Source organism: Caballeronia insecticola (genome assembly GCF_000402035.1).
Classification (GTDB): domain Bacteria; phylum Pseudomonadota; class Gammaproteobacteria; order Burkholderiales; family Burkholderiaceae; genus Caballeronia; species Caballeronia insecticola.
In genome coordinates this window covers 2590646-2611623 of the sequence record NC_021287.1, presented here as the reverse complement: position 1 = coordinate 2611623, position 20978 = coordinate 2590646, and the positions used below count along the sequence as shown (strand labels likewise).

Sequence of the window (20978 nt, the reverse complement as noted above, 5' to 3'; positions counted from 1 at the left end):
GAAAAGTCTCAAGGAATCACCATGCGCATTGCGGAAGTCGTTCGCAACACCAGCGAAACGCAGATCCGTGTGAAGCTCGATCTGGACGGCACCGGCCGGCAGAAGCTCGCTACCGGCGTCCCGTTCCTCGATCACATGCTCGATCAGATCGCCCGTCACGGGCTCATCGATCTGGATGTCGAAGCGCATGGCGACCTCCATATCGACGATCACCACACCGTCGAAGATACCGGCATTACGCTTGGGCAGGCGGTCGCGAAGGCCATTGGCGACCGCAAGGGCATTCGCCGCTACGGGCATTCGTACGTGCCGCTGGACGAAGCGCTCTCGCGCGTCGTCATCGACTTTTCCGGCCGTCCCGGTCTCGAATTCCACGTGCCGTTCACGCGCGCGCGCATCGGCACGTTCGATGTCGATCTCACCATCGAATTCTTCCGCGGATTCGTGAATCACGCGGGCGTCACGCTGCATATCGACAACTTGCGCGGCATCAACGCGCATCATCAGGTCGAGACCGTGTTCAAGGCGTTCGGCCGGGCGCTGCGCATGGCCGTCGAAGTCGACGAGCGCGCGGCCGGGCAGATTCCGTCCACCAAAGGCAGTCTCTGACTGACTCACGCCGCGTCGGCGCACGCGCGTCGAGAATCCGATGGATCTGTTCAAGTCGTTTATATCGTTGCTCGCGCTGATCAATCCGGTCGGCGCGATACCGTTTTTTCTCAGTCTGACCGCGCAGCAATCCGACATCGAGCGTCGCAACACCATTCGCGTCGCGTCCATTTCGGTGTTCTGCGTGATCGCGGTGACCGCGTTGCTCGGCCAGCAGATCATCGCGTTCTTCGGCATTTCGGTCGGATCGTTCGAAGTGGGCGGCGGCATCATCATGCTGCTCATGGCGATCAGCATGTTGAACGCGCAGGTCGGCAACGCGCGCTCGACGCCCGAAGAGCGCATGGAAGCGGAGGAGCGCCACAGCATCGCGGTCGTGCCGCTCGCGATTCCGCTGCTCACCGGCCCGGGCTCGATCAGCACGGTCATCGTCTATGCTGCCAATGCGCAGCACTGGTACGACCGCTTCGGGCTCGTCGTGCTGGGCGCGATCATCGCGGCGCTGTGTTTCGGCGCGCTGAATCTCGCCGAGCCGATCGCGCGCTGGGTCGGGCGAACGGGTATCAATATCGGCACGCGTCTCATGGGTTTGATGTTGTCCGCGCTGGCGGTGGAGTTCATCGTCGACGGGTTGAAGGCCTTGATGCCATCTTTGAAATGAAAACTTCGATTGCGATTGTTGATTACGGAATGGGCAACCTGCGCTCGGTCTATCAGGCGCTGAAGAAGGCGGCTCCCGAGGCGGACGTGGCGATCGTCGATCAGCCCGAAAGCATTCGCACCGCGGATCGCATCGTGCTGCCGGGACAGGGCGCGATGCGCGACTGCATGGGGCATCTGGCCGAATCCGGTCTGCAGGAGGCGGTGCTGCAGGCGGCGCGCGAAAAGCCGATGCTCGGCGTGTGCGTGGGCGAGCAGATGCTGTTCGACTGGAGCGAAGAAGGCGACACGAAGGGCCTGGGCCTGTTGCCGGGCAAGGTCGTGCGTTTCCGGCTCGACGGCCTGCTGCAGGACGACGGCTCTCGTTTCAAGGTGCCGCAGATGGGCTGGAACCGCGTTCGTCAGACGCAGGCCCACCCGATCTGGGACGGCGTCGCCGACGGCGCGTTCTTTTATTTCGTGCACAGCTACTACGTGGCGCCGGACAATCCGGCGCATACGTCGGGCGAAACGGTGTACGGTGATGCCTTCACGTCGGCGGTCGCGCGCGACAACATCTTCGCGACCCAATTTCACCCCGAGAAAAGCGCGGACGCCGGCTTGCGCCTGTACCGCAACTTCGTGCACTGGAACCCGTGAAGCCGTGCGCACGCTAGCGTTTTCGCTTGATTACTACGTGCGCATGACCGTTGCAAGACTTGTACTACACTAGCGAGACGGCCCGCGGCACAGGCACACGACCGCACGCGCGCCGTTTTGATCCACTCCACCCAGAAAATACGCGATACCTATGCTGCTCATTCCGGCCATCGATCTTAAGGACGGTCAGTGCGTGCGCCTCAAGCAAGGCGATATGGACCAGGCGACCATTTTTTCAGAAGATCCGGCGGCCATGGCCCGACATTGGGTCGATCGCGGCGCACGGCGTCTCCATCTCGTCGATCTGAACGGTGCATTCGCCGGCAAGCCGCGAAACGGCGACGCCATTCGCGCGATCATCGACGAAGTCGGCGGCGAGATTCCGGTGCAGCTCGGCGGCGGCATCCGTGATCTCGAAACCATCGAGCGCTATCTGGACGACGGCCTCGCGTACGTGATCATCGGCACGGCGGCGGTGAAGAATCCCGGTTTCCTGCAGGACGCGTGCACCGCGTTTGCCGGGCATATCATCGTCGGGCTGGACGCGAAGGACGGCAAGGTCGCGACCGACGGCTGGAGCAAGCTGACCGGCCATGAAGTCGTGGACCTCGGCCGCAAGTTCGAGGATTACGGCTGCGAGTCGATCATCTATACCGACATCGGCCGCGACGGCATGCTCCAGGGCATCAACATCGACGCGACCGTGCGCCTCGCGAAGGCGGTGAAGATTCCGGTCATCGCGAGCGGCGGGCTGTCGAGCATCGCGGACATCGAATCGCTCTGTGAAGTCGAGGGCGAAGGCATCGAAGGTGTGATCTGCGGCCGCGCGATCTACTCCGGCGATCTCGATTTCCAGTCGGCCCAGACGCGCGCCGATGCACTTCGCGAGGCCGACGGCGCCTGAGTTTCACGCGTTTCTTCCACGCGTTTCGCTCTTGCGCGAGCATCCTGAAGCAAGCTGAGGCAAGCCGGGCGGCGCATGCCGCCTTCATTTCGTATCGAACCGGCAGTGGCAAGAACATGGCTCTCGCAAAACGCATCATTCCCTGTCTCGACGTGACCGCGGGCCGCGTCGTCAAAGGGGTCAATTTCGTCGAGCTGCGCGACGCGGGCGATCCCGTCGAAATCGCGCGGCGCTACGACGATCAAGGCGCCGACGAACTCACGTTCCTCGACATCACCGCGACGTCCGATCAGCGCGATCTGATCCTGCCGATCATCGAGGCGGTCGCGTCTCAGGTATTCATTCCGCTGACCGTCGGCGGCGGCGTGCGCGCGGTCGAAGACGTGCGCCGCCTGCTCAACGCGGGCGCGGACAAGATCAGCATGAATTCGTCGGCGGTCGCGAATCCGCAACTCGTGCGCGACGCGTCCGACAAGCACGGCTCGCAATGCATCGTCGTCGCAATCGACGCGAAGCGCGTCTCCGCCGAAGGCGAAGCGCCGCGCTGGGAAGTGTTCACGCACGGCGGCCGCAAGGCCACGGGCATCGACGCGATCGAATGGGCGCGCAAGATGGCCGAATTCGGCGCGGGCGAAATCCTGCTTACCAGCATGGATCGCGACGGCACGAAATCTGGCTTCGATCTCGCACTGACGCGCGCCGTGTCGGACGCGGTGCCGGTGCCGGTGATCGCGTCGGGCGGCGTCGGGTCGCTCAAGCATCTGGCGGATGGCATCGTCGAAGGGCACGCCGACGCCGTGCTGGCCGCGAGCATCTTCCACTACGGCGAGCACACGGTCGGGGAAGCCAAGCGCTTCATGGCCGAGCAAGGCATTTCGGTGAGGACGTAAGCGGTGAGCGACCAAGACAACTGGCTCGACAAAGTGAAGTGGGACGCGAACGGCCTCGTGCCGGTGATCGCGCAGGAAGCGTCCACCAACGACGTCCTGATGTTCGCGTGGATGAATCGCGAGGCGCTCGCTAAAACCATCGAACTGAAGCGTGCTGTGTATTTTTCGCGCTCGCGTCAGCGCCTGTGGTTCAAGGGCGAGGAGTCGGGGCACGTGCAGCATGTGCACGACGTGCGCCTCGATTGCGACGAAGACGTCGTGCTGCTCAAAGTCGAGCAAGTGTCGGGTATCGCGTGCCATACCGGCCGCCATTCCTGTTTTTTCCAGAAATTCGAAGGCACGGCGGAGCACGGCGAGTGGGTCGCCGTCGAGCCGGTCCTGAAAGACCCAGAAAGCATTTACAAATGACGCAAGCCACCACGCTGGACACGCTGCTGCGCCTCGCCGCCATCATCGACAGCCGCAAGGGCGGCGATCCGGAACAATCCTACGTTTCCCGACTCTTTCATAAAGGTGACGACGCCGTTCTGAAGAAGATCGGCGAAGAAGCGACGGAAGTCGTACTCGCCGCCAAAGACGCGCGGCACGGCGGCGCGCCCAAGGCGCTCGTCGGTGAAGTCGCCGATTTGTGGTTTCACTGTCTCGTCATGCTGTCGCACTTCGACCTGAGCCCCGCCGACGTCATCGCCGAACTGGAACGACGCGAAGGTTTGTCGGGGATCGAGGAAAAGGCGCTGCGCAAATCACGCGAGCGCGAGCAGAACGGCGGCTGACGAGCATTTCGCATCTGCGAAGGAGGGCAAGCATGAACCGGCCTTACGAACCGTACCCGCCGCCTGTCATTCAGGAGTCGACCGATCCGGAACGTCTGCGCAACCTGCGCACGTTCACGCACATTCTCTATGCGTTGTACGCCGTCTACTGGCTGACGGGCGGACTGACCGGGCTTGTCGCGATCATCCTCAACTACGTGAAGCGCGGCGACGCCATCGGCACGCCGTATGAAGATCACTTCAACTGGCAAATCCGCACGTTCTGGTGGGCGTTGCTGGGCCACGTGATCGGTTTCGCGCTGATCTTGATCGGCGTCGGCTTTCTGATTCTCGCCGCGGTCAGCATCTGGACGCTTTATCGCATCATCAAGGGCTGGCTGTTCCTTTACGAAAAGAAGACGATCGAACCGCGCGCGTGGTTCTGATCCGGCGTAATCGTTCATGCCCGGCAACGGGAGACACGGGATATACATGAGTCAAGACAACTGCATTTTCTGCAAGATCGCCTCTGGGCAGCTGCCGAGCACGAAGGTCTACGAGGACGATGAATTCGTCGCCTTCAACGACATCAATCCGGCCGCGCCCGTGCACGTGCTGGTGATTCCGCGCAAGCATATTGAAACGCTGTCGCATTGCACAGAAAGTGACAGTCCGCTGCTTGGTAGAATGGTGAGTCTTGTCGGACGTTTGGCGAAAGATCTGGGTGTGTCCTATACGGGTGGCGACACGGGTTTTCGCACGGTAATAAATACCGGGCCGGGCGGCGGACAGGAGGTGTATCACATCCACGCGCATTTGTTGGCCGGCGAGCGCCCGTGGCGCCGAATGGGGTAATGTCGGACTTTTCGGCGTTCTCCTTTCCAATGAAATATTGGGCGAGCAAAATCGATAGTTGATAGTTGAGGCGACGTGCCTCGGCTTAAGGCCGCAAGGCCGATCTTCCGCCCCACACTCGATTCGGGGCGGAATCTAGGAGAGTTTTCATTCATGGGTTCGTTAAGCATTTGGCATTGGTTGATCGTTCTGCTGATCGTGGCGCTCGTCTTCGGTACGAAGAAGCTGCGCAATATCGGCGGTGATCTGGGCGGCGCGGTGAAGGGCTTCAAGGAAGGCATGCGCGACGGCGAGACACCGGCCAATTCCGCCGAGCAGCGCGAACTGCCGCGCAACGGCGCCGTCGACGTCGAGGCGAAAGACAAGTCCCGTTCGGGCGACTACCGTTAAGCCGGCCGCAGACCGCAACCACCTACTTCTCGTTCCATGCTCGATCTCGGTCTGACCAAAATGGCGGTCATCGGCGTCGTCGCGCTGGTGGTGCTCGGGCCGGAGCGCCTGCCCGGCGTCGCCCGCACGGCCGGCGCGCTCTTCGGACGCGCGCAGCGCTACATCAATGACGTCAAGTCGGAAGTGGCGCGCGAGATGGAACTCGATGAGCTGAAGAAAATGCGCACCGAGTTCGAGACCGCGGCCTCGAACGTCGAATCGTCGATTCACGACACGCTGCGTCGCCACGAGACCGAACTGAACGATGCGTTTAGCCAGGGCACATCGGTCACGCCGAGCATCGCGGGCGGCGAGTCTGACGCCGCAAACAGCGCGGCATCCGACAAGCCGTGGGTCAACACGCAGGCGTCGAGCGCGAAACGCAAGAACTGGCGCGTCAAGCAGAGCGCGGTTCCCAACTGGTACAAGCGCACGACCACGCGTCGAACGCGCGTCCTGTCGGGTGCGGCGCGCGTCGCGCGTCATACACCCGCCACCTTGCGCCGGCCGACGAAATTCTTCTGAGAGCCGCACTTCTTCCATCGATGATTCCTACCGAGGGCCGGCGTGAGCGACCCGCAACACACTAAAGAAGAGCCCGTCGAAGAGACGTTCATATCGCATCTCGTCGAACTGCGCGACCGCATCATTCGCGCGGGCGCCTCGGTGATCGTGGTGTTCATCGCGCTGGTGTACTGGGCGCCGGACATCTTCAAGCTGCTTGCCCGTCCGCTGATGCAGAACCTGCCGGCCGACGGGAAGATGATCGTGACGGACGTCACCGGCTCGTTCTTCGTGCCGATGAAAGTGACGATGCTCGTCGCCTTCGTGATCGCGCTGCCGTTGGTGCTGTATCAGATCTGGGCGTTCGTCGCGCCCGGCCTGTATCAGCACGAGAAGAAGCTCGTCGCGCCGCTGGTTTTCAGCAGCTATTCGCTATTTCTGTGCGGCATGGCGTTCGCGTACTTCGTCGTGTTTCCGACGATCTTCCGCGTGATGGCGCACTACAACGCGCCGCTTGGCGCGGAAATGACCACGGACATCGACAATTACCTGAGCTTCGTGCTCACGATGTTCATCGCGTTCGGCGTGACGTTCGAGGTGCCGATCGTCGTCGTGCTGCTGGCGCGCATGGGCGTCGTGTCGATTCAGAAGCTCAAGCAGATCCGGCCGTATGTGATTGTCGGCGCGTTCGTGATCTCGGCGGTCGTCACGCCGCCCGATGTCTTCTCGCAACTGATCCTCGCGATTCCGCTCGTCATTCTTTATGAGGCGGGCATCATCGCGGCGCGGCTGGTGATCGGCAAGGACGGGATAAAGAACAAGGAAGCGGCGGCGGAGTAGGTGCGGCGTATTGTCGCGTCGCGGGTCCGCTTGTCGGATTGAAGGTGGATTGAATGCGGGTTAAAAAAGGCAGCTTCGAGCGATCGAAGCTGCCTTTTGTTTTTTACGTTTTCACAGGTGCAGAACTTTATTCGTCGCCCTGATCGCCCTGATCTTCATCCGGCATTTGCGGCGCGCGCGGCGGCGCGGGGCGTTTGCCGATCATCACGTTGACGTCGAGTTCCTTGTTCTTGCGCATCAGGTGAACCTTCACCGACGTGCCCGGCTTGATCTGCGCGACGACATTGAGCAGCCGCGTGGTGTCCGTGATGGTGTCGTCGTTGATGGACACGAGGATGTCGCCCGGCTTGATGCCTGCCTTGTCGGCCGGGCCGCCCTGGAGCACGCCCGCGACGATCGCGCCGGACTTCTGGTCCAGCCCGAACGATTCCGCGATCTCCGGCGTCACGTCCTGCGGCTCGACGCCGATCCAGCCGCGCGTCACGCTTCCGGTCGTGATGATGCTCTCGAGCACGCTGCGCGCCGTCGACACGGGAATCGCGAAGCCGATGCCGAGCGAGCCGCCGCTGCGCGAATAGATCGCCGTGTTGATGCCGAGCAGATTGCCGTTCACGTCCACGAGCGCCCCGCCCGAGTTGCCGGGATTGATGGCCGCGTCGGTCTGGATGAAGTTCTCGAACGTATTGATGCCGAGGTGATTGCGCCCGAGCGCGCTGACGATGCCCATGGTGACCGTCTGGCCTACGCCGAACGGATTGCCGATCGCGAGCACCACGTCGCCGACGCGCGTCTGGTCCATGCGCCCGAGCGTGATGCTCGGCAGGTTGGTCATGTTGATCTTCAGCACGGCGAGATCGGTTTCCGGATCGACGCCGATCACTTTCGCGCTCGACGTGCGACCATCGGCGAGGGCCACTTCAATTTGATCGGCGCCGTCGACGACATGCTGGTTCGTTAGAATGTAACCTTCCGAGCTGACGATGACACCGGAGCCGAGATTCGACGCGGGCGGCTCGTCGCTCTTGCGCTTGTTTTTATCGCCGAAGAAATAGCGGAATAGCGGGTCTTTGGCGCGCGGGTCGGGCGGCAGATTGCCGTCCTTGCTGGAGAACACGTTCACGACGGCCGGCATCGCCTTTTGTGCGCCTTCCGAAAACGAAGACTGAAGCGGGCGCGAACCGATGCTCGGCGCCACTTCCTGCAGCGCGACGATCGGCTCTGCAAGCTGTTTGCCGAATTGCCCCTGACGTTGAAGCCACTGCGGTTTCAAGGTCGCGATGATGAACATCAGGGCCAAAAGCACCGTGACCGCTTGGGCAAAAAATAGCCAGAAGCGTCTAAGCATTTGAAGGGATAGAGGAATTCATGGATCGGATCGAACTCGAATTGTATCTGAACAATCTGCTGGAAATTGGCCGCTTCAAGGACTATTGCCCGAACGGTCTGCAGGTTGAAGGCGCGCGCCGCGTGCAGAAGATCGCGACCGGCGTGACCGCCTCGCTGGCCTTTCTGGAAGCCGCGCTGGAATGGGGCGCGGACACCGTGCTCGTGCATCACGGCTACTTCTGGCGCAACGAGGCGCCGCAGATCACGGCGCGCAAGCATCGGCGGCTGCGCACGCTGATCGCCAACGACATCAACCTGTTCGCTTACCATCTGCCGCTCGACTCGCATCCCGAGTTCGGCAACAACGCGCAGATCGGCGCGCGGCTCGGCCTGATGGCAGATGGCCGTTTTGCCGACCAGGACCTTGGCTGGGTCGCGACGCTCGCGATGCCGCTCTCGCTCGAACACTTCACCGCGATGGTCGAGAACGCGCTCGGCCGCAAGCCGCTCGTGTTCGGCGATCCGGACAAGGAATTGCGTCGCGTGGCATGGTGCACGGGCGGCGCGCAGGGTTATTTCGACGAAGCCATCGCGGCCCGTGCGGACGTCTATCTGAGCGGCGAAGTCTCCGAGCAGACGATGCATATCGCGGCGGAATCGGGCGTGGCGTACATCGGCGCGGGCCATCACGCAACCGAGCGTTACGGCGTGCAGGCGGTCGGCGCGCATCTGTCCGAGCAGTTCGACATCGAACATCTTTTTATCGATATCGATAATCCGGTTTAATACGCCATTAAGCCGCTTCGGCGATTATTGGCGCTTGCAGTTGCCTTAAAAAAATGCTTTACCAGATGCGCGAAAAACGTGGGGAAAACCCTGAAGCATCAATCACTTCGAGTGATTTTTGCTAACAAGGCCTTGTAAATGCCAACTCCATTCGCGCACACTAACGGCGGACACTGATGTGACGGTATAAATCCAACTCAGAAGTGGGGCGTGTGATGCGAGACAAGGATGAGAAACGCGTCGACGGCGGCCGCCGTACCTGGCTGATTACGACGACCGCAGTAGGTGGTTTCGGAGCGGTGGCAACCGTCGTTCCTTTCGTGGGTTCGTTTGCTCCATCGGAGAAGGCCAAGGCGGCGGGCGCGCCCGTCGAGGTCGATATCAGCGGACTCAAGCCGGGCGAAATGATGACCGTCGCCTGGCGCGGCAAGCCGGTGTGGATCGTGAACCGCACGGACGAAATGCTCGCCGACGTCAAGAAGGCCGACAACGAAGTGGCGGACCCGAAGTCCAAAATGGAGTTCTCGATGCCGTTGCCGGAGTACTGCAACAACGAGTTCCGTTCGCGCGCCGATCACAAGAACATCTTCGTGGCCGTTGCCGTGTGCACGCATCTGGGTTGCACGCCGACGCCGCGCTTTCAAGAGGGTGCGCAACCCAATCTCCCCGATAACTGGCCGGGCGGCTTTCTGTGCCCGTGCCACGGCTCGACCTACGACATGGCCGGCCGCGTCTTCAAGAACAAGCCCGCGCCGCAGAACCTGGACATCCCACCGTTCATGTTCACCTCCGCGACGCAACTCGTGATCGGCAAGGACGAAAAGGGAGAGGCTTAAATGGCTAGTGCAGAAAAGGAAGTTGAGACAACGGGCTTGACCGGTTGGATCGATCGCCGGTTTCCGCTGACCTCGACCTGGAAGAAACACGTCTCCGAATACTACGCACCGAAGAACTTCAATTTCTGGTACTTCTTCGGCTCGCTCGCGCTGCTGGTGCTGGTCAATCAGATCGTCACCGGCATCTTTCTGACGATGAACTACAAGCCCGATGCGACGCTCGCGTTCGCATCAGTCGAGTACATCATGCGCGAGGTGCCGTGGGGCTGGCTCATTCGCTACATGCACTCGACAGGCGCGTCGATGTTCTTCGTCGTCGTCTATCTGCACATGTTCCGCGGGCTGATGTATGGGTCTTATCGCAAGCCGCGCGAGCTCGTGTGGATCTTCGGCTGCGCCATCTTCCTGTGCCTGATGGCCGAAGCGTTCTTCGGTTACCTACTGCCGTGGGGACAAATGTCGTTCTGGGGCGCGCAGGTGATCGTGAACCTGTTCTCGGCGATTCCGTTCATCGGGCCGGATCTGTCGCTGTGGATTCGCGGCGATTACGTCGTGTCGGACGTCACGCTGAACCGCTTCTTCGCCTTCCACGTGATTGCTATTCCGCTGGTTCTGATCGGGCTCGTGGTGGCGCATCTGGTGGCGCTGCATGAAGTCGGCTCGAACAATCCCGACGGTATCGAGATCAAGGCGAAGAAGGGCGCCGACGGCATCCCGCTCGACGGCATCCCGTTCCATCCGTACTACTCGGTGCACGACTTCATGGGCGTGTGCGTGTTTCTGCTGATCTTCGCGGCGATCATCTTTTTCGCGCCGGAGATGGGCGGTTACTTCCTCGAAGCGAACAACTTCGTGCCGGCCAATCCGCTGCAGACGCCGTCGGAAATTGCCCCCGTCTGGTACTTCACCGCGTTCTACGCGATGCTCCGCGCGACCACCGATCCCTTCAAGATCGTGCTGATGATCGTGATCGCGCTGCTCGGCCTGTTCGCGCTCGTGCGCGCGCGCGGCAAGTGGCGTATCGGCTTGCCGGTGCTTGCGGTCCTCGTGCTGATTTTCATGGCGCTGACGGAGTCGAAGTTCTGGGGCGTGGTGGTCATGGGCACGGCGGTGGTGTCGCTGTTCTTCCTGCCGTGGCTCGATCGCAGCCCGGTCAAGTCGATCCGTTACCGGCCGATGTTTCACAAGGTCTTTTATGCGATTTTCGTGTTCGCGTTCCTGGTGCTCGGCTTCCTGGGCACGCGACCGCCATCGCCCGCCGCGACCTTGATCGCGCAGATCTGCGCGCTGATCTACTTCGCGTTTTTCCTCGGCATGCCTTTCTGGACGCCGCGCGGCAAATTCAAGACGCCGCCTGAGCGAGTGCACTACAAACCTCACTGAGCTCACGTCCGGAGACGAATACGATGAAAAAATGGCTCTCTACAATAGCGATGATCGGTGCGGCGCTGTTCGCGTTCGGCGCGGCGCCGGCGCACGCGCAGGAAGAGGCGGTGCTCGATCGCGCGCCTGACAGCACGGACAATCTGGCGTCGTTGCAGCGTGGCGCCCAGATTTTCGTGAACAACTGCCTGAATTGTCACAGCGCGAACCTGATGCGGTACAACCGGCTGTCCGACTTGGGCCTGACGGAAAAGCAGATTCAGGAGAATCTGCTGTTCTCGACGGACAAGGTCGGCAACACGATGTCGATCGCCATGCGTCCCGAAGACGCAAAGGCGTGGTTCGGTGCGTCGCCGCCGGATTTGTCGGTGGAAGCGCGCGCGCGCGGCAAGGACTGGCTCTACACCTACTTGCGGGGCTTCTACCGTGATCCGACGCGGCCGACCGGCTGGAACAACCGCGTGTATGAAAACGTCGGCATGCCGCATGTGCTGTGGACGCTGCAGGGCATTCGCGATGCCAAATTCGAGACCGATACCGACGAAAAAACCGGCGAAAAGGTCAAAAGGTTCGTGGGTTACACTCAGGTTACGCCGGGTGCCATGTCGTCCGTGGATTATGATTCTGCTGTAGCCGATCTCGTTTCGTACATGTCGTGGATGTCGGAACCCGCGCAGCAGACGCGCAAGCGGCTCGGCGTCTGGGTTCTGCTGTTTCTGGCGCTCCTGAGTTTCCTCGCGTGGCGCCTGAACGCGGCATACTGGAAAGATATCAAATAGCGCGCCTTCGACGGCGTGGGTCGGCGCGACGGCGTTTTCCGCAAGGGAAACGTCGCGGCCGGCCCTTCGAGTTTACTGAAGGAACTTTAAAACATGATGGTTCTGTATTCCGGCACTACTTGCCCGTTCTCCCAGCGCTGCCGGCTGGTGTTGTTCGAAAAGGGCATGGATTTCGAAATTCGCGACGTCGATCTGTTCAACAAGCCGGAAGACATCGCGGTGATGAACCCGTACGGCCAGGTGCCGATTCTCGTCGAGCGCGACCTGATCCTGTACGAGTCGAATATCATCAATGAATATATCGACGAACGTTTCCCGCACCCGCAGCTCATGCCGGCAGATCCGGTGCAGCGCGCCCGCGCTCGCCTGTTCCTGCTGAATTTCGAGAAGGAACTGTTCGTCCACGTCGGCACGCTCGAAAACGAAAAGGGCAAGGCCGCCGAGAAGAACCACGAGAAGGCACGCAGCGCGATCCGCGATCGCCTGACGCAGCTCGCGCCGATCTTCCTGAAGAACAAGTACATGCTCGGCGAAGAGTTCTCGATGCTCGACGTAGCGATCGCGCCCCTTTTGTGGCGTCTGGATCATTACGGCATCGAGCTCTCGAAGAACGCTGCACCGTTGATGAAGTACGCCGAGCGGATTTTCAGCCGTCCGGCCTATATTGAAGCGCTGACGCCTTCCGAAAAGGTGATGCGTCGATAGTTTGAATGCGTAGGGATGCGGCGGCGCGGGTTCGCGCGGCCGCGTTCCGGCAGAGGAAAGTTGATGCAAGAGATTTCCACCAAGCCGTATCTGTTGCGCGCGCTGTACGAGTGGTGCACGGATAACGGGTTCACGCCACATATCGCCGTGCGCGTCGATGCCGCCACGCGCGTGCCGCGCCAGTTCGTGCGCAACGACGAGATCGTGTTGAACATCAGCTTCGAGGCGACGAGCCAGCTGCAGATGGGTAACGAGTGGATCGAATTCAGCGCGCGCTTCTCCGGCAAGTCGCACAAGATCGAAGTGCAGGTGACGAACGTGCTCGCCATCTATGCACGAGAGAACGGGCAAGGAATGGCGTTTCCGGTCGAACCGTCTGCTCATCCGGGCGTGGAAGCGCCGGGCGTGCCGGTGGCTTCCCGTCCGGAAGAACGTGATTCGGCAGTCGAGGAGACGGCGAGCGGACGCGCTGATTCCCCGGCAGCTTCATCGAGCGATGAAGCTCAGGCCGGCGCCGATGAAGACGCATCTAAATCGCCTGCGCGTTCTCACCTCAAAGTCGTTAAATGAAGTAGAATCTCGTCCTTCGCCGGCTTAGCTCATCTGGTAGAGCAGTTGATTTGTAATCATCAGGTGGCGGGTTCGAGTCCTGCAGCCGGCACCAAGACTTACGTCGACGGCTCGTGCGATGTCCGCGCGAGCCGTTTCGTTGAACAGGGCGTAGGTAGGGGTAGTGAATCGGCAAGAAAAGAAAGCTTCAAATTCTTGTTGACAGTAACTGAAAAGACGTACATAATCTCGTTTCTCTGCTGCTGACGCAGCGACGCAAGACGGAAGTTGAAGTGCCTTGCGAATGTTCTTTAAAAACTAACAGCCGATAAGTGTGGGCGCTTGATGGCAAGTGCGGTTGCGGTTCTTCGGAATCGTAGCAATAGCAAAAGTAATCAAGAGTCTCACGCGAAGTATTAAGAGGAAGGTTTATCTGTCTACGGATGGATTAATCATCGTCAGTACGTTGAGTGAGCGACCGGTTGGTAAAACAACCGAAAAACAGTAACAGGTTTGAACTGAAGAGTTTGATCCTGGCTCAGATTGAACGCTGGCGGCATGCCTTACACATGCAAGTCGAACGGCAGCACGGGGGCAACCCTGGTGGCGAGTGGCGAACGGGTGAGTAATACATCGGAACGTGTCCTGTAGTGGGGGATAGCCCGGCGAAAGCCGGATTAATACCGCATACGATCTACGGAAGAAAGCGGGGGATCCTTCGGGACCTCGCGCTATAGGGGCGGCCGATGGCAGATTAGCTAGTTGGTGGGGTAAAGGCCTACCAAGGCGACGATCTGTAGCTGGTCTGAGAGGACGACCAGCCACACTGGGACTGAGACACGGCCCAGACTCCTACGGGAGGCAGCAGTGGGGAATTTTGGACAATGGGGGCAACCCTGATCCAGCAATGCCGCGTGTGTGAAGAAGGCCTTCGGGTTGTAAAGCACTTTTGTCCGGAAAGAAAACCATCGCCCTAATATGGTGGTGGGATGACGGTACCGGAAGAATAAGCACCGGCTAACTACGTGCCAGCAGCCGCGGTAATACGTAGGGTGCGAGCGTTAATCGGAATTACTGGGCGTAAAGCGTGCGCAGGCGGTCTGTTAAGACCGATGTGAAATCCCCGGGCTTAACCTGGGAACTGCATTGGTGACTGGCAGGCTTTGAGTGTGGCAGAGGGGGGTAGAATTCCACGTGTAGCAGTGAAATGCGTAGAGATGTGGAGGAATACCGATGGCGAAGGCAGCCCCCTGGGCCAACACTGACGCTCATGCACGAAAGCGTGGGGAGCAAACAGGATTAGATACCCTGGTAGTCCACGCCCTAAACGATGTCAACTAGTTGTTGGGGATTCATTTCCTTAGTAACGTAGCTAACGCGTGAAGTTGACCGCCTGGGGAGTACGGTCGCAAGATTAAAACTCAAAGGAATTGACGGGGACCCGCACAAGCGGTGGATGATGTGGATTAATTCGATGCAACGCGAAAAACCTTACCTACCCTTGACATGGTCGGAATCCTGCTGAGAGGCGGGAGTGCTCGAAAGAGAACCGGCGCACAGGTGCTGCATGGCTGTCGTCAGCTCGTGTCGTGAGATGTTGGGTTAAGTCCCGCAACGAGCGCAACCCTTGTCCTTAGTTGCTACGCAAGAGCACTCTAAGGAGACTGCCGGTGACAAACCGGAGGAAGGTGGGGATGACGTCAAGTCCTCATGGCCCTTATGGGTAGGGCTTCACACGTCATACAATGGTCGGAACAGAGGGTTGCCAAGCCGCGAGGTGGAGCCAATCCCAGAAAACCGATCGTAGTCCGGATCGCAGTCTGCAACTCGACTGCGTGAAGCTGGAATCGCTAGTAATCGCGGATCAGCATGCCGCGGTGAATACGTTCCCGGGTCTTGTACACACCGCCCGTCACACCATGGGAGTGGGTTTTACCAGAAGTGGCTAGTCTAACCGCAAGGAGGACGGTCACCACGGTAGGATTCATGACTGGGGTGAAGTCGTAACAAGGTAGCCGTATCGGAAGGTGCGGCTGGATCACCTCCTTTCTCGAGCTTCGCACGAAGTTATCTAAGCGCTCACGCTTATCGGCTGTAAGAAAGACAGGCTAAGGGTCTGTAGCTCAGTCGGTTAGAGCACCGTCTTGATAAGGCGGGGGTCGTTGGTTCGAATCCAACCAGACCCACCACCCGAAAAGGCGTGCTGACGGAGTGACCACTCATAGTCAGGCCACGAAGGGGGATTAGCTCAGCTGGGAGAGCACCTGCTTTGCAAGCAGGGGGTCGTCGGTTCGATCCCGTCATCCTCCACCAAGTCCTCAATGCACAGCGTTCCGCGTGAGCGCTGTGCATTGGCGACTGTAGCCAGTTGATGCTGCAAGCATGGAAGTGAGCTTGTCGGCTAAACGTTCTTTAACAATCTGGAAGAAGTAGTAAAGAGAGTGATGAAAGCACTTAGAGATGGGTGTGAGTAAGAACTCAGGGTAGTGATTGTATCAAGTATGAAAAGGTAATCGAAAGATTGCTTTGGAATACGGCACAACGCGAATACTCAGCCTATGACGAGAAGTCGGCCGCAAGCGGCAACGCTCAAGCAGACACACTCGTTATAGGGTCAAGCGAACAAGTGCATGTGGTGGATGCCTTGGCGATCACAGGCGATGAAGGACGCGGTAGCCTGCGAAAAGCTACGGGGAGCTGGCAAACGAGCTTTGATCCGTAGATGTCCGAATGGGGAAACCCGGCCCGCATGGGTCATCCTAGACTGAATACATAGGTCTAGCGAAGCGAACGCGGTGAACTGAAACATCTAAGTAACCGCAGGAACAGAAATCAACCGAGATTCCCAAAGTAGTGGCGAGCGAAATGGGATCAGCCTGTACTCTTTATCTGAATTGTTAGTCGAACGCTCTGGAAAGTGCGGCCATAGCAGGTGATAGCCCTGTAGACGAAAACAGTTTGGAAGAACTAGGTGTACGACAAGTAGGGCGGGACACGTGAAATCCTGTCTGAAGATGGGGGGACCATCCTCCAAGGCTAAATACTCGTGATCGACCGATAGTGAACCAGTACCGTGAGGGAAAGGCGAAAAGAACCCCGGGAGGGGAGTGAAATAGATCCTGAAACCGCATGCATACAAACAGTCGGAGCCTGGAAACGGGTGACGGCGTACCTTTTGTATAATGGGTCAGCGACTTACGTTCAGTAGCGAGCTTAACTGATTAAGGCAGGCGTAGCGAAAGCGAGTCCGAATAGGGCGATCAGTTGCTGGGCGTAGACCCGAAACCAAGTGATCTATCCATGGCCAGGTTGAAGGTGCGGTAACACGTACTGGAGGACCGAACCCACTAACGTTGAAAAGTTAGGGGATGAGCTGTGGATAGGGGTGAAAGGCTAAACAAACTTGGAAATAGCTGGTTCTCTCCGAAAACTATTTAGGTAGTGCCTCGTGTATCACCTTCGGGGGTAGAGCACTGTCATGGTTGTGGGGTCCATTGCGGATTACTACGCCATAGCAAACTCCGAATACCGAAGAGTGCAATCACGGGAGACAGACATCGGGTGCTAACGTCCGGTGTCAAGAGGGAAACAACCCAGACCGCCAGCTAAGGTCCCAAAGATTGGCTAAGTGGGAAACGAAGTGGGAAGGCTAAAACAGTCAGGAGGTTGGCTTAGAAGCAGCCACCCTTTAAAGAAAGCGTAATAGCTCACTGATCGAGTCGTCCTGCGCGGAAGATGTAACGGGGCTCAAGCCAGTCACCGAAGCTGCGGATGCATATTTATATGCATGGTAGGAGAGCGTTCCGTAAGCCTGCGAAGGTGTGTCGAAAGGCATGCTGGAGGTATCGGAAGTGCGAATGCTGACATGAGTAGCGATAAAGGGGGTGAAAAGCCCCCTCGCCGTAAGCCCAAGGTTTCCTACGCAACGTTCATCGGCGTAGGGTGAGTCGGCCCCTAAGGCGAGGCAGAAATGCGTAGCTGATGGGAAGCAGGTCAATATTCCTGCACCATTGTTAGATGCGATGGGGGGACGGATCGCGGAAGGTTGTCCGGGTGTTGGAAGTCCCGGTCGCTGCATTGGAGAAGGTGCTCAGGCAAATCCGGGCACAGGATTCAAGGGTGTGGCGCGAGCTTCTTCGGAAGCGAAGCAATTGGAAGTGGTTCCAAGAAAAGCCTCTAAGCTTCAGTCTAATAATGACCGTACCGCAAACCGACACAGGTGGGCGAGATGAGTATTCTAAGGCGCTTGAGAGAACTCGGGAGAAGGAACTCGGCAAATTGGTACCGTAACTTCGGGATAAGGTACGCCCTTGTAGCTTGACTGGCCTGCGCCAGGAGGGTGAAAGGGTTGCAATAAACTGGTGGCTGCGACTGTTTAATAAAAACACAGCACTCTGCAAACACGAAAGTGGACGTATAGGGTGTGACGCCTGCCCGGTGCCGGAAGATTAAATGATGGGGTGCAAGCTCTTGATTGAAGTCCCGGTAAACGGCGGCCGTAACTATAACGGTCCTAAGGTAGCGAAATTCCTTGTCGGGTAAGTTCCGACCTGCACGAATGGCGTAACGATGGCCACACTGTCTCCTCCCGAGACTCAGCGAAGTTGAAGTGTTTGTGATGATGCAATCTCCCCGCGGCTAGACGGAAAGACCCCATGAACCTTTACTGTAGCTTTGCATTGGACTTTGAACCGATCTGTGTAGGATAGGTGGGAGGCTATGAAACCGGAACGCTAGTTTCGGTGGAGCCGTCCTTGAAATACCACCCTGGTTTGTTTGAGGTTCTAACCTTGGCCCGTGATCCGGGTCGGGGACAGTGCATGGTAGGCAGTTTGACTGGGGCGGTCTCCTCCCAAAGTGTAACGGAGGAGTACGAAGGTACGCTAGGTACGGTCGGAAATCGTGCTGATAGTGCAATGGCATAAGCGTGCTTAACTGCGAGACCGACAAGTCGAGCAGGTGCGAAAGCAGGTCATAGTGATCCGGTGGTTCTGTATGGAAGGGCCATCGCTCAACGGATAAAAGGTACTCTGGGGATAACAGGCTGATACCGCCCAAGAGTTCATATCGACGGCGGTGTTTGGCACCTCGATGTCGGCTCATCTCATCCTGGGGCTGTAGCCGGTCCCAAGGGTATGGCTGTTCGCCATTTAAAGAGGTACGTGAGCTGGGTTTAAAACGTCGTGAGACAGTTTGGTCCCTATCTGCCGTGGGCGTTGGATATTTGAAGGGGGCTGCTCCTAGTACGAGAGGACCGGAGTGGACGAACCTCTGGTGTACCGGTTGTCACGCCAGTGGCATCGCCGGGTAGCTATGTTCGGAAGAGATAACCGCTGAAAGCATCTAAGCGGGAAACTCGCCTTAAGATGAGATATCCCCGGGGCTTCGAGCCCCTTGAAGGGTCGTTCTAGACCAGGACGTTGATAGGTCAGGTGTGTAAGTGCAGTAATGCATTGAGCTAACTGATACTAATTGCCCGTAAGGCTTGATCCTATAACCAGTGTGTTTGCCTCCACTGGCGAGTAACGCGTGTGCGACAATCGCCACCCACATCCTTACTACTTCTTCCCAGATTGGTTGTAGCGCCCATGCGGCGACACAACAACAAGTCATGCCTGATGACCACAGCGAGTTGGTACCACCCCTTCCCATCCCGAACAGGACCGTGAAACGACTCCACGCCGATGATAGTGCGGATCTCCCGTGTGAAAGTAGGTAATCGTCAGGCTCCTCATGCCTCAACTCAAAAACCCCACCCCATAAGGTGGGGTTTTTGCGTTTCGAGCGCGCAAAAGCATCGTCGTCGGCAAGTGTGGCTCAAGTCAGAACGAGCCACGCGCTAAAATCCTCCTTGTATCCCCACGGCAGTCGTCACCGAGTTTCCATGCTACGTCTCAGCGAAATCAAACTCCCGCTCGACCATCCTGACTCGGCCATCAAAGCCGCAGTCATCACGCGTCTCGCGGAAATCGGCGTGGCGGCGCAAGAGCTTGTCAGCTTTCAGGTGTTTCGTCGTGCGCACGATGCACGCAAACGCGGCGATATCAAACTCACCTATATCGTCGACGTCGAATTGCAGGACGAGCCCGCGGTGCTGGAACGCCTCCGAACACGGCCGCATCCGCATTGCGGTCCGACGCCGGATATGACGTATCGCTTCGTGGCGAAGGCGCCGGCGCAGTCGACGTTGTTGCGTCCCGTCGTCATCGGTATGGGGCCGTGCGGGCTTTTCGCCGGATTGATCCTCGCGCAGATGGGCTTCCGGCCGATCATCCTTGAGCGCGGAAAGGCCGTGCGCGAACGGACAAAGGACACGTGGGGCCTCTGGCGACGCAACGAGCTCAATCCCGAATCGAACGTGCAATTCGGGGAAGGCGGCGCCGGCACATTTTCGGACGGCAAGCTCTACAGCCAGATCAAGGATCCGAAGCACTACGGCCGCAAAGTGCTCGACGAGTTCGTGAAGGCCGGCGCGCCGGAAGACATTCTCTTCCTGAGCCGCCCGCACATCGGCACGTTCAGGCTCGTGAGCATGGTCGAGAAGATGCGCGCGCAGATTCATCAACTCGGCGGAGAAGTGCGGTTTCAGCAGCGCGTCGAGGACATCGACATCGACAATGGCAAGGTGCGCGGGCTTCGTCTCTCGAACGGCGAAACGCTGCGCTGCGATCATGTCGTCCTCGCGATCGGCCACAGCGCGCGCGATACCTTCGAGATGCTGCACGACCGCGGCGTCTACATGGAAGCCAAGCCGTTTTCGCTGGGGTTTCGCATCGAGCATCCGCAAGGCTTGATCGACCGGAGCCGCTTCGGCACCTTCGCCGGACACGAGCGGCTCGGCGCCGCGGACTATAAAGTGGTCCATCACGCCAACAACGGGCGCGCGGTGTACAGCTTCTGCATGTGCCCGGGCGGCACCGTGGTGGCGGCGACGTCGGAGCCGGGGCGCGTCGTAACCAATGGCATGAGCCAGTATTCGCGCGCCGAGCGCAATGCGAACGCGGGCATCGTCGTGGGCATTACGCCGGAGGACTACCCCGGTGGACCGCTGGCCGGCATCGCATTTCAGCGCAAGTGGGAAGAGCGCGCGTTCGAGCTGGGCGGCGGCGATTACTGCGCGCCGGCGCAACTCGTCGGGGACTTTATCGCGGGACGGCCGTCGACGTCGCTGGGATCTGTCATCCCGTCATACAAGCCGGGCGTGAAGCCGACCGATCTGAGCACCGCGCTCCCCGACTACGTGATCGAAGCGATCCGCGAAGCGCTGCCCGAACTCGACAAGAAGATCAAAGGCTTCGCGATGCATGACGCCGTGCTGACGGGCGTCGAGACGCGCACGTCGTCGCCGTTGCGCGTGCGTCGCAAGGACGATTATCAGAGCGTGAACATCGATGGTCTGTACCCGGCGGGAGAGGGCGCGGGCTATGCGGGCGGCATTTATTCGGCCGCGATCGATGGGATCGAAGTGGCCGAAGCCGTCGCACTGAACATGCTGGGGCAGCAAGCGGCGTTGGCGTGACAGGTCTGCAAGT

At 59.2% G+C, this 20978-nt stretch carries 20 protein-coding genes, 3 tRNA genes and 3 rRNA genes; 25 read left to right on the top strand and 1 reads right to left on the bottom strand.

Going from position 1 to position 20978, the window contains the following annotated elements; translation table 11 throughout:
* Nucleotides 1-21 precede the first annotated feature (21 nt).
* From hisB to tatC, 12 genes are all read left to right on the top strand, one after another.
* Nucleotides 22-609 carry an imidazoleglycerol-phosphate dehydratase HisB gene (hisB, locus tag BRPE64_RS12065; protein WP_016346406.1) on the top strand — a complete coding sequence of 196 codons (588 nt, stop codon included), beginning with the start codon at nucleotides 22-24 and terminating at the stop codon, nucleotides 607-609.
* A 40-nt stretch (nucleotides 610-649) separates the two neighbouring features.
* Nucleotides 650-1270, top strand: coding sequence for a YchE family NAAT transporter (locus tag BRPE64_RS12060; RefSeq protein WP_016346405.1), 621 nt, complete (start codon nucleotides 650-652; stop codon nucleotides 1268-1270).
* A complete protein-coding gene (hisH, locus tag BRPE64_RS12055; RefSeq protein WP_044041620.1) occupies nucleotides 1267-1908 on the top strand; it encodes an imidazole glycerol phosphate synthase subunit HisH in 642 nt (213 codons plus the stop codon). Before BRPE64_RS12060 ends, hisH begins: the two co-directional genes overlap by 4 nt.
* A 151-nt stretch (nucleotides 1909-2059) precedes the next feature.
* A complete protein-coding gene (gene hisA / locus BRPE64_RS12050) occupies nucleotides 2060-2812 on the top strand; it encodes a 1-(5-phosphoribosyl)-5-[(5-phosphoribosylamino)methylideneamino]imidazole-4-carboxamide isomerase (RefSeq protein WP_016346403.1) in 753 nt (250 codons plus the stop codon).
* Nucleotides 2813-2928: 116 nt separating this feature from the next.
* Entirely contained in the window at nucleotides 2929-3702 is a 774-nt protein-coding gene (hisF, locus tag BRPE64_RS12045) for an imidazole glycerol phosphate synthase subunit HisF (protein WP_016346402.1), read from the top strand.
* A 3-nt stretch (nucleotides 3703-3705) separates the two neighbouring features.
* Entirely contained in the window at nucleotides 3706-4110 is a 405-nt protein-coding gene (gene hisI / locus BRPE64_RS12040) for a phosphoribosyl-AMP cyclohydrolase (RefSeq protein ID WP_016346401.1), read from the top strand.
* Nucleotides 4107-4475 carry a phosphoribosyl-ATP diphosphatase gene (locus BRPE64_RS12035; RefSeq protein WP_016346400.1) on the top strand — a complete coding sequence of 123 codons (369 nt, stop codon included), beginning with the start codon at nucleotides 4107-4109 and terminating at the stop codon, nucleotides 4473-4475. Before hisI ends, BRPE64_RS12035 begins: the two co-directional genes overlap by 4 nt.
* Before the next feature lie 32 nt (nucleotides 4476-4507).
* On the top strand, nucleotides 4508-4900 hold the full coding sequence (locus tag BRPE64_RS12030; RefSeq protein ID WP_016346399.1) for a DUF4870 family protein: 393 nt from the start codon (nucleotides 4508-4510) through the stop codon (nucleotides 4898-4900).
* Between the two features lie 46 nt (nucleotides 4901-4946).
* Nucleotides 4947-5309, top strand: a complete 363-nt coding sequence (locus tag BRPE64_RS12025; protein WP_008344145.1) for a histidine triad nucleotide-binding protein — start codon at nucleotides 4947-4949, stop codon at nucleotides 5307-5309.
* Nucleotides 5310-5462: 153 nt separating this feature from the next.
* Nucleotides 5463-5699 (top strand): Sec-independent protein translocase subunit TatA, encoded by a 237-nt coding sequence (gene tatA, locus BRPE64_RS12020; RefSeq protein WP_044041619.1) that lies wholly within the window; start codon nucleotides 5463-5465, stop codon nucleotides 5697-5699.
* A gap of 36 nt (nucleotides 5700-5735) precedes the next feature.
* Nucleotides 5736-6263 (top strand): Sec-independent protein translocase protein TatB, encoded by a 528-nt coding sequence (tatB, locus tag BRPE64_RS12015; protein ID WP_016346397.1) that lies wholly within the window; start codon nucleotides 5736-5738, stop codon nucleotides 6261-6263.
* A 42-nt stretch (nucleotides 6264-6305) separates the two neighbouring features.
* Complete coding sequence (gene tatC / locus BRPE64_RS12010) at nucleotides 6306-7082, top strand: twin-arginine translocase subunit TatC (RefSeq protein ID WP_016346396.1); 777 nt, start codon at nucleotides 6306-6308, stop codon at nucleotides 7080-7082.
* A 127-nt stretch (nucleotides 7083-7209) separates the two neighbouring features.
* On the opposite strand, the gene BRPE64_RS12005 is transcribed toward tatC, so the two are convergent.
* Nucleotides 7210-8427: a S1C family serine protease gene (locus tag BRPE64_RS12005; RefSeq protein WP_044041617.1), complete on the bottom strand. Its 1218-nt coding sequence runs from the start codon at nucleotides 8425-8427 to the stop codon at nucleotides 7210-7212.
* A gap of 20 nt (nucleotides 8428-8447) precedes the next feature.
* On the opposite strand from BRPE64_RS12005, the gene BRPE64_RS12000 reads away from it, so the two are divergent.
* The 13 genes from BRPE64_RS12000 (at nucleotide 8448) to BRPE64_RS11945 (ending at nucleotide 20965) form a co-directional block, all read left to right on the top strand.
* On the top strand, nucleotides 8448-9194 hold the full coding sequence (locus tag BRPE64_RS12000) for a Nif3-like dinuclear metal center hexameric protein (RefSeq protein ID WP_016346394.1): 747 nt from the start codon (nucleotides 8448-8450) through the stop codon (nucleotides 9192-9194).
* Between the two features lie 215 nt (nucleotides 9195-9409).
* Nucleotides 9410-10030 (top strand): ubiquinol-cytochrome c reductase iron-sulfur subunit, encoded by a 621-nt coding sequence (gene petA, locus BRPE64_RS11995; protein ID WP_044041616.1) that lies wholly within the window; start codon nucleotides 9410-9412, stop codon nucleotides 10028-10030.
* Nucleotides 10031-11413: a cytochrome b gene (locus BRPE64_RS11990; protein ID WP_044041614.1), complete on the top strand. Its 1383-nt coding sequence runs from the start codon at nucleotides 10031-10033 to the stop codon at nucleotides 11411-11413. It begins immediately after the preceding gene.
* A 23-nt stretch (nucleotides 11414-11436) separates the two neighbouring features.
* Entirely contained in the window at nucleotides 11437-12192 is a 756-nt protein-coding gene (locus tag BRPE64_RS11985; protein ID WP_044041611.1) for a cytochrome c1, read from the top strand.
* A gap of 93 nt (nucleotides 12193-12285) precedes the next feature.
* On the top strand, nucleotides 12286-12897 hold the full coding sequence (locus tag BRPE64_RS11980) for a glutathione S-transferase N-terminal domain-containing protein (protein ID WP_008344155.1): 612 nt from the start codon (nucleotides 12286-12288) through the stop codon (nucleotides 12895-12897).
* Between the two features lie 63 nt (nucleotides 12898-12960).
* The gene (locus BRPE64_RS11975) at nucleotides 12961-13467 is read left to right on the top strand and encodes a ClpXP protease specificity-enhancing factor (RefSeq protein WP_016346389.1); all 507 of its coding nucleotides are present in this window, start codon (nucleotides 12961-12963) and stop codon (nucleotides 13465-13467) included.
* A gap of 18 nt (nucleotides 13468-13485) precedes the next feature.
* Nucleotides 13486-13561, top strand: a tRNA-Thr gene (locus BRPE64_RS11970).
* A 400-nt stretch (nucleotides 13562-13961) separates the two neighbouring features.
* Nucleotides 13962-15495 (top strand): 16S ribosomal RNA (locus tag BRPE64_RS11965).
* A 63-nt stretch (nucleotides 15496-15558) separates the two neighbouring features.
* A tRNA-Ile gene (locus BRPE64_RS31910) sits at nucleotides 15559-15635 on the top strand.
* A gap of 48 nt (nucleotides 15636-15683) precedes the next feature.
* Nucleotides 15684-15759: transfer RNA gene (locus BRPE64_RS11960), tRNA-Ala, on the top strand.
* Between the two features lie 299 nt (nucleotides 15760-16058).
* Nucleotides 16059-18939 (top strand): 23S ribosomal RNA (locus BRPE64_RS11955).
* Nucleotides 18940-19060: 121 nt separating this feature from the next.
* Nucleotides 19061-19174: ribosomal RNA gene (gene rrf / locus BRPE64_RS11950) — 5S ribosomal RNA — on the top strand.
* The 16S, 23S and 5S rRNA genes sit together here with 3 tRNA genes alongside, the layout of an rRNA operon.
* Before the next feature lie 156 nt (nucleotides 19175-19330).
* A complete protein-coding gene (locus BRPE64_RS11945; protein WP_016346388.1) occupies nucleotides 19331-20965 on the top strand; it encodes an NAD(P)/FAD-dependent oxidoreductase in 1635 nt (544 codons plus the stop codon).
* The last annotated feature ends 13 nt before the right edge of the window (nucleotides 20966-20978 follow it).